The sequence below is a fragment of the Desertivirga arenae genome (assembly GCF_017355785.1).
GTDB lineage: Bacteria > Bacteroidota > Bacteroidia > Sphingobacteriales > Sphingobacteriaceae > Desertivirga > Desertivirga arenae.
The window spans coordinates 24,700-39,691 of the sequence record NZ_JAFEWE010000001.1 but is presented as its reverse complement, the minus strand read 5'-3'; the positions used below and the strand labels follow the sequence as shown (position 1 = coordinate 39,691).

General features: G+C 43.4%; 11 protein-coding genes. All 11 read left to right on the top strand.

Annotated features, from left to right (window positions below; genetic code table 11):
* The first annotated feature begins 8 nt into the window (after positions 1-8).
* The 11 genes from J4N24_RS00215 (at position 9) to J4N24_RS00165 (ending at position 14,974) form a co-directional block, all read left to right on the top strand.
* The gene (locus J4N24_RS00215) at positions 9-1,511 is read left to right on the top strand and encodes a hypothetical protein (RefSeq protein WP_207531627.1); all 1,503 of its coding nucleotides are present in this window, start codon (positions 9-11) and stop codon (positions 1,509-1,511) included.
* Positions 1,512-1,641: 130 nt separating this feature from the next.
* Positions 1,642-3,330: a dihydroxy-acid dehydratase gene (ilvD, locus tag J4N24_RS00210; RefSeq protein ID WP_207531626.1), complete on the top strand. Its 1,689-nt coding sequence runs from the start codon at positions 1,642-1,644 to the stop codon at positions 3,328-3,330.
* Positions 3,331-3,466: 136 nt separating this feature from the next.
* Complete coding sequence (locus tag J4N24_RS00205; RefSeq protein ID WP_207531625.1) at positions 3,467-5,887, top strand: DUF4982 domain-containing protein; 2,421 nt, start codon at positions 3,467-3,469, stop codon at positions 5,885-5,887.
* 113 nt (positions 5,888-6,000) lie between these two features.
* A complete protein-coding gene (locus tag J4N24_RS00200) occupies positions 6,001-8,052 on the top strand; it encodes a BatA domain-containing protein (RefSeq protein ID WP_207531624.1) in 2,052 nt (683 codons plus the stop codon).
* A gap of 136 nt (positions 8,053-8,188) precedes the next feature.
* A complete protein-coding gene (locus tag J4N24_RS00195) occupies positions 8,189-9,457 on the top strand; it encodes a dihydroorotase (protein ID WP_207531623.1) in 1,269 nt (422 codons plus the stop codon).
* Positions 9,458-9,459: 2 nt separating this feature from the next.
* Positions 9,460-10,119, top strand: coding sequence for a hypothetical protein (locus tag J4N24_RS00190; RefSeq protein WP_207531622.1), 660 nt, complete (start codon positions 9,460-9,462; stop codon positions 10,117-10,119).
* A gap of 4 nt (positions 10,120-10,123) precedes the next feature.
* A complete protein-coding gene (locus J4N24_RS00185) occupies positions 10,124-10,699 on the top strand; it encodes a DUF4199 domain-containing protein (protein ID WP_207531621.1) in 576 nt (191 codons plus the stop codon).
* A 27-nt stretch (positions 10,700-10,726) separates the two neighbouring features.
* A complete protein-coding gene (locus tag J4N24_RS00180; RefSeq protein ID WP_207531620.1) occupies positions 10,727-11,695 on the top strand; it encodes a glycosyltransferase in 969 nt (322 codons plus the stop codon).
* Positions 11,688-12,668, top strand: a complete 981-nt coding sequence (locus J4N24_RS00175) for a glycosyltransferase family 2 protein (RefSeq protein WP_207531619.1) — start codon at positions 11,688-11,690, stop codon at positions 12,666-12,668. Before J4N24_RS00180 ends, J4N24_RS00175 begins: the two co-directional genes overlap by 8 nt.
* Positions 12,665-13,462 (top strand): hypothetical protein, encoded by a 798-nt coding sequence (locus J4N24_RS00170; RefSeq protein WP_207531618.1) that lies wholly within the window; start codon positions 12,665-12,667, stop codon positions 13,460-13,462. Before J4N24_RS00175 ends, J4N24_RS00170 begins: the two co-directional genes overlap by 4 nt.
* A 9-nt stretch (positions 13,463-13,471) precedes the next feature.
* Positions 13,472-14,974, top strand: a complete 1,503-nt coding sequence (locus J4N24_RS00165; protein WP_207531617.1) for a GH3 auxin-responsive promoter family protein — start codon at positions 13,472-13,474, stop codon at positions 14,972-14,974.
* The last annotated feature ends 18 nt before the right edge of the window (positions 14,975-14,992 follow it).

The following is a 14,992-nucleotide window of genomic DNA, read 5'->3' as shown; positions in this document are numbered from 1 at the left end:
CACCTCAAATGGACCCGATTCAAGAGTTAATAAACTTACTTAGTAGCTATGATAAAAAGCTTTTTAGGCAGTTTTTAGAACGGAAGAACAAAAGAGAAGATGTTAAAAACCTTGACTTGCTCAATTTATTAGAAACTGACGATATAGAAGGTTTAACCAAGCTCTATGAACCAGGGAAAAATAAGGATGCCTATCATGCTTTACGAAAAAGGCTGCAGGACTCTTTATTACTCTTCCTATCGCAAAAGACCTTCGAAAGCAACCAGTCAGAGGCCTATGAGGCACTCCGGCTGCTGGTGGTAGCACGATTCCTGCTGGAAAACGATGTAGCGAAGGTAGCGTTCAAATGCCTGGATAAAGCTGAACGTTTGGGGGAGCATTTGGAGCAGTTCAATCTGTTGAATGAGATTTTGCTTCTGAAGCTCCAGTACGCGCATTTACCAGGGGCAGAAGAATTAGAGGCCCTGACCATCCGCTTCCTGAACAACCAGTCGGAGATGCAGCGTGAAGCTAAGCTCAACATGGCCTATGCTTTTCTACGGCAGGAACTGCAGGAGATACACCTTAAAGGCAAGGTGGTGAATCTGACCGCTTTGATAATAAGAACGATAAGGAAGTATAAGATCTCTGTGCAGGACCTCATGACATATAAGGCCGTTTACCAGATCCTTTTCATTGCCAATGAATATGCGGCTATACAGCAAAATTATAGCCTGATCGAGCGTTTCATAGATCGAACAAATAAATTCCTGCAAAATCAGCAGCAAACCAGAAAAGCCTATTTTTTTTACCATATCTCCATCCTGTATTTTTTAGCGAACTTCCATCTCCGGCAGAAGGATTTTGGCGCAAGCATGTCCTACCTTAAGGAGATGAATGCCCTTATGGTGGAAGACGAGCGCTATTTCACCATCTTTCATTTACGACATCAGTTACTTACTGCCCTTAACCTTTTCTTTACCGGTGATGCGGATAATGCCGTCGCCCTAATAAAAGGATCACTTTCCAATACAAGGCAAAAGTCTAAAGCGGAAGATGTTGAGGACCTGCGGATATGCCTTTCCATGTTCTTAGCGCTCCGTAATGACCGGGGATGTTTGAAACAGCTGACTTTACTAACCCAAAGCGACTCCTGGTATGAAAAGAAAATGGGCATGTTATGGACCATCAGAAAGAATGTAATGGAGATTTTAGTCCATGCCCAATTCTCTAACATAGAACTTGCCATGTCCCGATTAACCAGCTTCCGTCGCCGGTATAAGAAGTATTTGCAAAGGACTTCAGAAGAACGCGTCCTGCTGTTTCTAAAGCTGGTGGAAAAATACCTGTTGAATCCCGATGTGATCTCTGATCCAGCTTATAGAAAGGCTGTTTTAAACCAGCTCCACAACGAGGAGAACCATGACATTTTTACCTTAAGCTTTATTACATGGCTGATGGCAAGGTGGGAGAAGAAAGCACCTTATGAACTGGTGCTGGCACTTTTCGACGAGAACAAGGAACCTAAATAATAAACTCAAGCTTTCCGGATAAAACCGTTCTAACAATCTTCCGATTTTGACGCAGGTCAATGTTTTTGAAAATTATTTGCAGCAACTTTGTCCCGGTAAAATTATTTAGCATTCATAATAAAGATCAATAATGAGAAGTGATGAAGTAAAAAAAGGGTATCAAAGAACACCTCACCGTTCATTATTCAGAGCTACGGGCCTGAAAGACGAAGATTTTGACAAACCCTTCATCGGGGTAGCAAATTCTTTTATAGAGATCATTCCGGGGCACTTTTTCCTGAACAAGGTAGCAGAAATCATTAAAGAAGAAATCAGAGCAAATGGTTGTGTTCCTTTTGAGTTTAATACCATCGGCGTGGATGATGGTATCGCCATGGGACACGATGGAATGCTATTTTCATTGCCCAGCAGAGAGTTAATTGCCAGTTCGGTAGAAAGTGTGATGAACGCCCATAAGCTGGATGCGATGATCGCCATTCCTAATTGTGATAAGATCGTACCTGGTATGATCATGGGGGCGCTGCGGGTAAATGTCCCAACTGTATTTGTGAGTGGAGGACCGATGGCAAAGGGATACAAAAAAGATGGGACGCCTATCGATCTTGCTACAGCCTTCGAAGCGGTAGGAAAGCACGAAGCCGGTAATATGAGCGATGAAGAGCTCAAAGACATCGAGTGCAATGCCTGTCCCAGCGGAGGAAGTTGCTCAGGAATGTTTACAGCAAACTCGATGAACACGCTGATGGAAGCCATGGGAATAGCCCTTCCTGGAAATGGAACTATCCTGGCACAAACACCTGAGCGGGAACAATTGTACAGGGAAGCGGCAAGAAGGATGTGCGAAATTGCTAAGGATGAGGCTGCACGTGAAAAGTTCAAGTTGAAGAACATCCTGAACGAGAACGCCATCAGAAATGCCTTCGCAGTAGATATGGCGATGGGCGGAAGTACCAATACCGTTTTGCACATGCTGGCCATTGCCAATGAGGCCGACGTAAACTTCCAGCTGAAAGACATTAATAAGATCTCCAAAAACGTTTCTCATATCGCTAAGATCTCTCCAAGTCTTACCACCGTTCACATGGAAGATATCAACCGTGCCGGAGGAGTAAATGCCGTGATGAAGGAGATGACCAAAAGGGGCAACGAGGTTTTGATCGACAACCTGACCATCAGCGGACAGACGCTGTTCGAAAAGATAGCGGATGCTCAGATCAAAGATGAGAATATCATTCATACCATAGACAACCCTTATAGCGCTGTTGGAGGTTTAGCCATCCTTTACGGAAACCTGGCGGAGGAAGGTGCGGTAATTAAAACTGCCGGCATTACAGGCTCGAGGGTTTTTACAGGAAAAGCAGTTTGTTTTGACGGACAGCCGGAAGCCATTGCAGGTATCCTGATGGGAAAAGTAAAAGCCGGTGATGTAGTGGTGATCCGTTACGAAGGACCCAAAGGAGGACCGGGTATGCAGGAGATGTTAACACCAACCAGTCTGATCATGGGAATGGGATTAGGAAGCTCAGTAGCACTGATCACAGACGGACGTTTCAGCGGGGCAACCAGGGGTGCTTCAATTGGTCACGTTTCTCCGGAAGCTGCTGAAGGTGGAATGATCGGCCTGGTTAAGGACGGCGATGAAATTCATATTGATGTAGATAATTATATCCTTTCTGTAAACCTGACCGATGAAGAGATCGCTAAACGTAAAGCGGATTTTGTTCCCGTAAAGAAAACGCTTACTTCAAGATGGCTGGGTCAATACAGAGCCTTGGTGACCAATGCAAGTAACGGAGCGGTTTTAAAGACCGATCTGTAAGCAGCTTTCTCCAATAATAATAACATGAAAGATCCCGCCAGGCAGCGGGATTTTTTATTTCAGGGCAATCTAATTTTCCTAACCCGCTGTCCCAAGGCTTATTATTGTTATTATTGCCTCAATTATTCCTAAATAAATGAAACGCGAGGGTTTATTTTTTCTGTTAGTCCTGCTCTTTCAAGTATCATTTGCCCAGCAAAGACAGGAGATTGAGCTGAATCAGGGCTGGAAGTTCTACAAAGGACAAAATGCTTCGGCATCTCAAAAAGAATTTAATGATAAAAAATGGTCTACCGTAACCGTACCACATGATTGGGCTATTTATGGTCCTTTCGACAAAGAAGTAGATAAACAAGTAGTGGCTATTTTACAGAACGGAGAGAAGGTGCCGACCGAGAAAACAGGTCGCACCGGGTCCCTTCCTCATATTGGGGATGCCTGGTATAGGAATTACTTTACCGTCCCCGGTTTTCAAAAAGGCAAGCGTGTGTTTATCCAGTTTGAGGGTGCCATGAGCGAACCGAAGGTTTATGTAAATGGTACTAAGGTGGGCGAATGGAATTACGGCTATAACTACTTCTACTTCGATATTACCGATCAGATCCAGAATGGAAAAAATACACTGGCGGTAAGTTTGTCCAACAAGCCACTATCTTCCAGATGGTACCCGGGCGCAGGACTATTCAGAAAAGTAAAACTGATCGTGAAGAACGAGGAGAGTATCGAGCACTGGGGAACCTTTGTAACCACGCCATTTGTCTCTGATACACAGGCAAAGGTAAATGTGAAAACAAAGGCAGCAGGAAAAGACCTGAGCCTTGAAACGACTATTCTTGATGCCCAGGGTAACACCGTAGCCACTAATAAAACAAGCGCCATCTTTGGGAAAGAATTTGAACAGAACATTGCTGTTCAAAATCCTAAACTCTGGAGCCCTGAAAGTCCCTACCTCTACACGGCAGTATCCCGTCTTTATTCCGGAAATACCCTTAAAGATGAGAGCTCTACGCGCTTCGGCATCCGGCAGATCAATTACGATCCTAAAACAGGCTTTAGTTTAAACGGGAAAGTCAGGAAGTTCAAGGGGGTGTGTTTGCATCATGATCTTGGTCCTCTTGGCTCAGCTATTAATGTTTCTGCTTTGCGCCGGCAGTTGAGGATCCTGAAAGACATGGGCTGCGATGCTGTTCGTAGTTCGCATAATATGCCATCCCTGGAGCAGCTTCAGCTTTGTGACGAGATGGGTTTAATGTTCCTTGCCGAAACTTTCGACGAGTGGGCTAAGCCGAAGGTCAAGAATGGCTACGCCAGGTTCTTTGATCAGGATGCAGAGAAAGATGTGGTTAATCTTATCCGTGCCACCCGCAATCATCCTTGCATTGTGATGTGGAGCTCCGGAAATGAAGTACCTGATCAGTTCGGCGCAGAAGGAGTAAAGAGAGCAAAATGGCTTCAGGAGATCTTTCACAGGGAAGATCCCACACGTCCGGTAACGGTGGGTATGGATCAGGTTAAGGCTACCATGGCTTCAGGTTTCGGAGCATTACTCGACATTCCCGGATTAAATTACCGTACTCATTTATACGAAGATGCCTTCAAAGCATTTCCTCAGGGATTAATTCTGGGTTCAGAAACTGCTTCTACGGTAAGCTCCAGAGGAGTTTATAAATTTCCTGTGGTTAAAGCAGCAGAAAAGCGCTACGATGACCATCAATGTTCCTCCTATGATATGGAGTATTGCAGCTGGTCTAACTTACCAGAGGATGATTTTATCTTACAGGATACTAAGCCCTGGGTGATCGGGCAGTTTGTATGGACGGGATTTGATTATTTAGGAGAACCTACCCCCTATGATAGCTACTGGCCTTCACGCAGTTCTTACTTCGGGATAAATGACCTGGCAGGCTTACCTAAAGACAGGTTCTATCTGTATCGTAGTCAGTGGAATACAACAGAGAATACCCTTCATATCCTTCCTCACTGGAATTGGGAAGGACGGGAAGGACAGGTAACACCCGTTTTCGTTTACACCAATTATGACAGTGCTGAGCTGTTCTTGAACGGGAAAAGCATGGGTGTGCAGAAAAAGAACGATTCCTCTCCTCAGGCAAAATATCGCCTGATGTGGATGGACCTGAAGTATGAGCCAGGAACCCTAAAAGTAGTTGCCTACGATAAAGCAGGAAAAGCAGCAGCCGAAAAAACAATAAAAACCGCCGGAAAACCTGCCCGGATCGTATTAGAACCCGACCGCAAAGTGATCGATGCAGATGGTAATGATATATCCTTTGTAACCGTGTCTGTAGTAGATAAAGATGGAAACGCATGTGCAACAGCAAACAACCAGTTGAATTTTAAGGTTAGCGGCAACGGAACCTACAGGGCGGCCTGCAACGGTGATGCCAGCTCCCTCGAGCAATTCCACCTGCCAACCATGAAATTATTCAGTGGTAAGCTGGTGGTATTGGTACAGTCGACCAGCAAGGCTGGCGACATTCAACTTAGGGTAGAAGGAAAGGGATTGCAAGCCGGCATAATTGATCTTAAATCAAAATAACAAGACCTAACAAGGCGGTTTATCACCGCCTTGTTCATTTCCTCTTCCGGCAAAAACAATCCTTTTCCTCTTTCAGACGTTAATGTCAATCAAAACCTTAATTTTGAAGACTGATGAAATTCCTTTTTCCAGGATTCCTTTTTGCGTTATCTGCCGTATTGATCCCGGTGATCATACACTTCTTCAATTTCAGGAGGTACAAAAAGGTTTATTTCAGTAATGTAAGGTTCCTAAAAGACATTCAGCAGCAAACTACCTCTTTCAGAAAGCTTAAAAACTACCTGCTTCTCGCTCTGAGGATATTAGCCATTGTTTTTCTCGTACTTGCCTTCGCTAAGCCTTATATTCCTTCAGGCACAGATCAATTGTCCAATCAGCAGGATGTTGTCAGCATTTTTGTGGATAATTCTTACAGTATGGAAGCGGTAAGCACAGAGGGAAGGCTTTTGGATGAAGCGAAAAGACGGGCAAGGGAAATCATTTCCGCTTATGATCCAAATACCAGGTTTCAACTTTTAACCAACGATTTTCAGGGAAAGCATCAGCGCTTATTGTACCGGGAAGAATTTCTGGAAGCACTGGAAGAAGTTGAGGTAGGGCCTTTAAACCGGAATTTAGGGCAGGTGATCAGCCGCCAGGAAGAAATGCTTGGTTCCGAGCCTCATGCAACAAAGACGGCCTATATTATTTCAGACTTCCAGAAAAACCTTCATAGCGGCCAGAAGCTAAAAACAACATCCGGAACGGCTATTCGCCTGGTTCAGCTTAAAGCCAATCCTCAGCCAAATATTTCAGTTGATTCTGTTTGGTTTAGTTCTCCTGCGCATAAGGTGGGGGAGACAGAGCAACTCATTATCAGTCTTCGTAATAATTCAGACCAGCCTGTAACAAGTGCTTCCTATAAAGTGATGATCGATGATGAGCAAAAAGCCCTGGGAAGTATGTCGATTGCGGTAAGGGGAACAACAAAAGATACCGTGTCCTTTAGCGGTTTATCAGCCGGCTGGAAAAAAGGAGAGATAAGCCTGAAAGACTATCCAATAGTTTTTGACGATAAATCCTATTTCAGCTTCTATGTAGAGCAACAGATGAGCATCCTGGAAATAGATGATCAGGGGCCCAATAAGTATTTAAAAGCGCTTTATCAGTCAGACCCCTTTTTTAATCTGAGCAATAGCTCATCGGGAAATATCAATTATTCATCTCTCGGAAACTATCCGCTCATCATTTTAAACAATCTCAGTACTATTCCTTCAGGTCTGGCACAACAGCTAAGCGCCTATGTAAAAGAGGGAGGAACATTGATGGTATTCCCTTCGGTAACAGCAGATGTTTCCGGATTACAGACGCTGACAGCAAGTTTAGGGACAGACCGGCCAATAGAAATACTGAGTCAGGAGCAGCGGGTAACCGCTATCAATTTACAGCATAAAGTATTTAAGGGAGTCTTCGAAAAACTTCCCCGGAATATAAATCTTCCTGTAGCTAAGAAATACGTTCGGTACGGGCAGGGAGGCCGTACTTCCCGTCAGGAGATATTAAGTTTTCCTGGCCGTGGTAATTTTCTCAGCGAGTACAGAACAGGTAAGGGGAGTGTATACCTGTCGGCAGTAGCCCTCGAAGAAGAAAGTGCAAATCTGGTTCGCCATTCTGTTTTTGTTCCCTTGATGTTCCAATCGGCCTTCCTCAGTCTCCGCGAGCATCGTTTGTCGTACACTATCGGGAAAGATCAGTTCCTCGAATCGACACCTGTTTCACTTAGCGCAAATCAAACCTTAGTGCTGAAGAAAGAGAACTTTGAGGCTATTCCAGATCTTCGTCAGACAGAAAGCCTTACCCGTATTTTTATTGCCGACCAGGTAAAAGAGGCCGGGATCTATGATCTGCTAAAAGGAAACCAGCTTATAGCCCGGTATGCCTTCAACGATAATCGCTCCGAATCAGATATGAGCTACCTCTCAGAAAAAGATCTGGAAGGCCTGTTTACGAATACGAAAGTCAAAATATTCACACCAGGAAAAGAGTCTGTAAGCGATGCAATAAAAGCAGTAAATAAAGGTGTGCAGTTGTGGAAACTTTGCCTAATTTTGGCACTGATTTTTCTGGCGCTTGAAATCCTTCTGCTAAGATTTTACAAACCAGCAAAAACAGCGATACAAGTTTAATGAACTTATTCATTTTCAGAGATACTATCATCAGAAGTTGTATGTCACCTGACAGGTTTCAGAAGCCGAAACCATTAAATGTCGTTAAACTATTATTGTTCCCGAATCTAATATCTCAAATCTCAGATACTATTTAATGAAACCAGTACTCTTTCGCTCAGCAACTATTGTACACCCAGGATCAGAATTCAATGGTAAAAAAGCCGATGTTTTAATACGGGATGGAAAGATCTCCGGGATAGCGGAAACTATTGAAGCGGATGAAGATGTTGTGTTGATCGATGCTGCAGGTAAATACCTTGCCCCTGGTTTCTTTGATCTGAACGTTAACTTCGGTGAACCCGGATTTGAAACGAAAGAGGGATTGATCAACGGGATCCTGGTAGCTGCAGCAGGCGGATTTACCGGGGTAGCAGTACAGCCTTCTACCGAACCGCCGGTACACACTAAAAATGAAGTTTCTTATATCATCAATACCACCCGTAACGCTCTTGTAAAGGTCTACCCGGTAGGCTGTATCAGTCAGGGCAGGGCAGGTGTTGACCTGGCGGAACTTTTTGATATGCGCTCGGCAGGAGCTGTAGCTTTTTCAGATGGAACGAAACCAGTAGCCGATTCCGGACTGATGAGCCGCGCATTAATGTACGCCAAGGGATTTGATGGATTGATCTTTTCTTTTCCTGAAGACAGATCTATTGCCGGAAAAGGTAAGATGAATGAAGGAGTGGTAAGCACCTATCTGGGAATGAAAGGGATTCCTGCCCTTGCTGAAGAAGTTCATATTTCACGCGACCTTTACCTGGCGGAATACAATGATTCGCCGGTGCACTTCAGTACTATTTCTACAGCAAACAGTGTTGAGCTGATCCGCAAGGCCAAGAGCAGGGGACTTAAAGTAAGTTGTGATGTAGCCGCACATCATCTTGTGCTTACCGACGAAGAGCTGAAGGGCTTCGACAGCAATTACAAAGTAAAGCCACCATTACGCTTACAAAGTGATGTGGACGCCTTAATTGCCGGTTTAAAAGACGGTACCATTGATGCCATCGTTTCACAGCATACCCCTCACGAAATCGAATTTAAAGATGTAGAGTTTGAAATCGCATCTTACGGAATTATCGGACTTCAGACCGTTTTGCCTCTCGCCATAAAAGCTGGATTAAGCACTGAAGAGATCGTAGATAAACTTGCTGTCAGACCACGCCAGGTACTTAACCTTCCTGTACCTTCATTTGCAGAAGGAGAGGAAGCAAATTTCGTATTATTTGATACAGAGCAGGAATGGGAATACAATACAGAAACCAACCGCTCAAAGGCTGTGAATTCACCCTTTATTGGCAGCACACTTAAAGGCAAAGTAATTGTTACAGGGAATAACAATCAGTTATTCAGCAATACCTATTAAAAATGGACAAACAAGTAGAAAATGCAATTGCCGCTTCATTAAAGCAATTTAACGGAGACGCATCAACCGAGTTTAAAAATATTATCACCGGAGTATTTGAGGGTGATAACGACTTCATGTCAAAAGTTGAAGCTTTAGATAATGCTTTTGATGATGCCCCTCAATTCGATCCCCTTCGCGAAGTGTTCTTCGACCTTCTGATGGTTAACTTCTTTGCTGAAGATGTTGACAAGCTTGAAGAAGATTACCTGGAATCGAAAGAATGGGAAGAGATTGAAGAAGAGACGATCGACAGAGGCTCAGAGCTTTTAAATGTATTGCTGTACATCCGCGAGTGTAAAGACGAAGACATCAAACCAGAACTGGAAGACTTTCTGAAAGAATTCTTATTGGTGGATGAAGATGAGTTCCAGGATGAATACCGTATCTATGAAGACATTATCGCCCACCAGATCCTGATGGAGAGCAATTATTCAGAGATCGGCCGCGTAGCTAAAAATCTGGATGATTCTTCGGAGATCAAAGATTTTTTCTATCCTATCATGGGCTTCTTCTATCAAAACAATCCTTCGGAAGAAGATATGTCAGAATACCTTAAGCACAGCGAGGACCCTGAATTCGATGGAGCAGTGTACAAACTGGTAGTTGGTTTTAATCAATAAAGAAATGATCGATAAAAGATCAATGCAAAAACAGGCGGCTGTTTACGGTCTGCTTTACGGGGTGGTTATTCTTATCATCGGCATTATTGCGCTTTACTGGATAGCTTCCACCAGGGCAATGCCCGTAATCATAGCTTCACCTGTTTTGCTTTCTTTTGCCATTCCTGTCGGACTGGCTATATTTTTTACCCTCAAACTTCGTAACTATGCAGGCGGATACTGGTCTATGCGTGAGGCAGCCAGCGGGATATTTATCATGTTCCTAACCGCCTACTTTATTTATTCCCTGGGTAATTACGTCTACGCTCACAAAGTAGATAAGGGGATCACCGAAAGGGTACAGCTAAATATCGTCAAGGTAACTACTGATTTTGCCAGTAAGCAGAATGTGCCTACGGAAGAGCTGGATGAAAAGATCGATCAGATAAAAGAAAGTATAGAGGCAGGTAAGAATCCTACCGTAGGACATATTATACAGGGAATTTTCTTCTCTATCATTATCATCTTTGTAGCTGCATTGATCTTTGCTGCTATCTTTAAAAAGGAACCTCCTGTTTTTGCAAAGAGTGTTTCCGAATAATAATAATATTAAGGTTTTTCAGAACGAATGGATATATCGGTAGTCGTACCTCTTTATAATGAATATGAATCGCTTCCCGAACTGGTTGACTGGAACAAGAGGGTTTTGGAAGCAAATGGTTTTTCGTACGAGATCATCCTGGTAGATGATGGAAGTAACGATAGTTCATGGGAGGTAATAGAACAGCTACAGCAAGAGAACGACCGTATCCGCGGGATTAAGTTCCGCCGTAACTATGGCAAATCTGCTGCCCTTAACGTAGGATTTGAAGCTGCTCAGGGCGATGTGGTGATCACCATGGATGCCGACCTGCAGGACAGTCCCGATGAAATACCTGAACTGTACCGCCGTATAAAGGAAGAAAAGTACGATCTGATCTCCGGTTGGAAAAAGAAACGTCACGATCCTTTAAGTAAAACAATTCCCACCAAGCTTTTCAATTCGGCAACCCGTAAAATGTCGGGTATCGATAACCTGCATGATTTTAACTGCGGACTGAAGGCTTACCGTAAGGATGTCATAAAAAGCATCGAGGTGTATGGCGAAATGCACCGTTATATTCCTGTATTGGCTAAATGGGCCGGGTTTAGGAAAATAGGGGAGCAGGTGGTTGAACACCGCCCTCGTAAATACGGAACAACAAAATTTGGTTTAAGCCGCTTTGTAAATGGTTTCCTCGATCTGCTTTCGATCTTTTTCGTAGGCAAGTTCGGAAAGCGACCCATGCACTTTTTCGGAACCATGGGCGTCTTAAGCTTTTTTGCGGGCCTGATCATTACTATCTGGCTGATCGCTGATAAACTTATTCAGATCGCTCAGCACCAAAAATATCGCAACGTAACCGACCAGCCGCTGTTCTATATAGCCCTGGTAGCCATAGTGGTAGGTTTTCAATTATTTCTGACCGGCTTCGTAGCCGAACTGGTATCCAGAAATTCGGCAGAAAGGAATAATTACCAGATCGAGAAGATAACTCCTCAACCATTACATGTCTGATCTCTTTTTTTCGATAATCATTCCCTTATATAACCGGCCTCAGGAAATTAAGGAGTTGCTGGAAACGCTAACGAAGCAAACGTATAAGAACTTCGAGGTTCTGGTAGTTGAAGATGGCTCAAAGCTACCTGCCAGAGAAATCGTAGAAAGCTATTCATCTTCTCTTAGTATCTCTTATTATGTTAAGCAGAATGAAGGGCAGGGCTTTACCCGCAACTTTGCTTTTGCAAGGGCCAAAGGCGATTACTTCATTGTGTTTGATTCAGATTGTCTGATCCCCGAAGATTATTTACAGAATGTAAAAGCACATCTGGATAAGGACTGGTTGGATGCCTTCGGTGGTCCCGATGGGGCACACAGCTCTTTTACTCCTGTACAGAAAGCGATCAGTTATTCTATGACCTCACCCTTTACAACAGGCGGGATACGTGGAAGTAAAAAGAATATGGGCGGACAGTTCCATCCCCGGAGCTTCAACATGGGAATAGCGAGAAAAGTATGGGAAGCAACCGGAGGGTTTTTAATCACAAGACTGGGTGAAGATATTGAATTCAGTATCCGGATCCACTCGATGGGCTTCAAAATAGGCCTTATCCCTGATGCCATTGTTTTCCATAAACGACGCACAAATTTTAGTCAGTTCTATAAACAACTGCATTTTTTCGGCAGGGCCAGGATCAATATCTATAAGTTTTTTCCCGCGCAACTAAAGCTGGTTCACTTTTTTCCGGCAATGTTTACTTTGTTTCTATTTTTTACACTTATTCTTAATATTTTTAGGCTCCCTTTAGCGAACGTGTGTAACCCCATATTAGCCGTATTTACATTGTTAATATATTTTCACTCCTTAACGGTAAACAAATCTCTAAAAGTTGCTTTTCTAAGTGTAATTGCAGCGTTTGTTCAATTGACTGCGTACGGGTTAGGGTTTATGCAAGACTTTGGGAAAAGAATTATTCTTAGACAATCATGATCGAATTTTTAAAGGAAAGTACTTTTGCAGTTAATGATGTTCTACAGGTAGCCTGGAAAGTTCTTAAAAAGGAATATTTCAAAATTGTGGGTTTAGGCCTCATTATGTTCCTCCTTTTTCACCTTTCCGGAGTGCTTGCCTATTTCTTTGATTCCTATAATTTCGGGATCAAGGTGCTGCTATTCCTTTTTTTCGTTCTGGCCTACTTTGGCTTTCAACTTACCCTGTTCCGTTTTATCTTGCGGGTGCTCGATGAAGACAGGGAGGATGTATTTATTAAAGATTCCTTTCCAACAACAAAGCAAATTATCAGATTCCTGGTAGCAACCTCGTATTTTGCTATCTGTATCTTTCTCGTTTTTATCGCCATAACGATCATCTTTCTTCCCCTATATATCCTTGTTCCTGAACAGTTCAGAAATATGGTCTTGCAGGTGGGTTATTCACTAGGTGTGCTTGGAATCCTGTTCACCTGGATCAGAGTTTCATTCTTTCCCTTTTTCATTATAGATCAGGATGCTTCTTCCTTCAAATCTCTTCGCTTTAGCCTTGCTATAACCAGAGGAAACTTTACTAAGATTCTGCTACTGCTCGCATGCCTTGCCATTTTTCAAATACTATCATTTTTATTCGCTAAATATGAAGGAGATTTTATTATTTCAGGGGCAATTAACCTTATAAATTCTCTGTTGGTTATTCCATTGTCGAGTGTGGCCCTTGCGGTAGCTTATCGCAGGATGATGACGGAGTACGAGGGAGACCAGGACCCGGAGATTTTAGAAAATATAATCTAAGAAAGACGTATGGGATTAAAATCGGCTTTAAGTAAGCCATTTGCCTATTTTGCAGTACGGGCAGTAGAGAAATGGAAATACAATGCGGTTGAGGTACAGCAAGAGGTTCTTCAGAAATTATTAGAAAGCGCAAAAAATACTGCCTTCGGCAGGGATCATAAATTTTCAGAGATACGTACTTACGATGACTTTAAACGTAAAGTTCCGGTAAGGGATTACGAAGACCTGAAGCCTTACGTAGAACGTGTAGTGAAGGGAGAGGAGAACGTGCTATGGCCGGGCCTTCCTGCTTATTTCGCAAAAACTTCGGGAACCACTTCTGGGGTTAAATACATTCCGATCTCTAAAGAGTCGATGCCCGAGCATATTAAGGCTGCCCGGAACGCGCTCCTAACCTATATTCACGAAACTGGGAAAGCTGATTTTGTAAACGGCAAGATGATCTTCCTGCAGGGAAGTCCTGTTCTTGATACCAGTTACAAAGTTCCCACAGGCCGTCTTTCCGGCATCACCGCACATCACGTTCCTCAATACCTTCAAAAGAACAGGCTTCCATCTTACGAGACCAATTGTATTGAAGACTGGGAGGAGAAAGTGGACGCGATCGTAAAGGAGACCATTAACGAAGACATGCGTCTGATCTCTGGGATCCCACCCTGGGTACAGATGTATTTCGACCGTTTGTCGCAACGCTCAGACGGAAAAAAGATCAAAGATATTTTCAAGAACTTCAGCCTGTTCGTTTATGGCGGAGTGAACTTTGAACCCTACCGGGCTAAAATGGAAGAGTCGATCGGTAAGAAGATCGATTCTATAGAAACTTATCCCGCTTCTGAAGGTTTTATAGCCTATCAGGATTCGCAGACAGAAAAAGGCTTGCTGCTGCTGGTCAACTCCGGTATTTTCTATGAATTTATTCCCTCAGAAGAATATTTTAATGAGAACCCTACACGGATCAGTTTGAAGGACGTAGAACTAGGTAAGAACTATGCCATTATCCTGAACACTAATGCAGGGCTGTGGGGCTATAGCATAGGGGATACTGTAAAGTTTGTTTCTAAGAACCCTTATAAGATCATCGTATCGGGAAGGATCAAGCATTACATCTCTGCCTTTGGAGAGCACGTTATTGGAGAGGAAGTAGAACATGCCTTGCTATCGGTTGCGAAAAGCGAAGGCGTAGAGATCACCGAATTTACCGTTGCTCCTCAGGTAACAGATCCGGAAGGAGGATTACCTTACCACGAGTGGTTTGTAGAATTTGCAAAAGCTCCTGCAGATATGAATGCATTCAGGCTGAAAGTAGATGAAGCCCTTCAGAAGAAGAATGTCTATTATTTCGATCTGATCGAAGGAAAGATATTGCAGCCCCTGGTCATTCGCTCCTTAAAACCCGATTCCTTTATCAACTATATGAAGGCCGAGGGGAAATTAGGCGGACAGAATAAAGTTCCCCGTTTGTCGAACGACAGGAATATTGCGGAAAGCTTGAAAGCCTACGTGGTATCGTAATACCGGGATTATATTTTA

Bases quoted from the DNA above. Each gene is read 5' to 3' on its own strand.
- J4N24_RS00175 (WP_207531619.1), top strand. From the start codon at position 11,688: ATGTCTGATCTCTTTTTTTCGATAATCATTCCCTTATATAACCGGCCT.
- J4N24_RS00215 (WP_207531627.1), top strand. From the start codon at position 9: ATGGACCCGATTCAAGAGTTAATAAACTTACTTAGTAGCTATGATAAA.
- J4N24_RS00180 (WP_207531620.1), top strand. From the start codon at position 10,727: ATGGATATATCGGTAGTCGTACCTCTTTATAATGAATATGAATCGCTT.
- J4N24_RS00185 (WP_207531621.1), top strand. From the start codon at position 10,124: ATGATCGATAAAAGATCAATGCAAAAACAGGCGGCTGTTTACGGTCTG.
- J4N24_RS00170 (WP_207531618.1), top strand. From the start codon at position 12,665: ATGATCGAATTTTTAAAGGAAAGTACTTTTGCAGTTAATGATGTTCTA.
- J4N24_RS00165 (WP_207531617.1), top strand. From the start codon at position 13,472: ATGGGATTAAAATCGGCTTTAAGTAAGCCATTTGCCTATTTTGCAGTA.
- J4N24_RS00195 (WP_207531623.1), top strand. From the start codon at position 8,189: ATGAAACCAGTACTCTTTCGCTCAGCAACTATTGTACACCCAGGATCA.
- J4N24_RS00205 (WP_207531625.1), top strand. From the start codon at position 3,467: ATGAAACGCGAGGGTTTATTTTTTCTGTTAGTCCTGCTCTTTCAAGTA.
- J4N24_RS00190 (WP_207531622.1), top strand. From the start codon at position 9,460: ATGGACAAACAAGTAGAAAATGCAATTGCCGCTTCATTAAAGCAATTT.
- J4N24_RS00200 (WP_207531624.1), top strand. From the start codon at position 6,001: ATGAAATTCCTTTTTCCAGGATTCCTTTTTGCGTTATCTGCCGTATTG.
- ilvD (WP_207531626.1), top strand. From the start codon at position 1,642: ATGAGAAGTGATGAAGTAAAAAAAGGGTATCAAAGAACACCTCACCGT.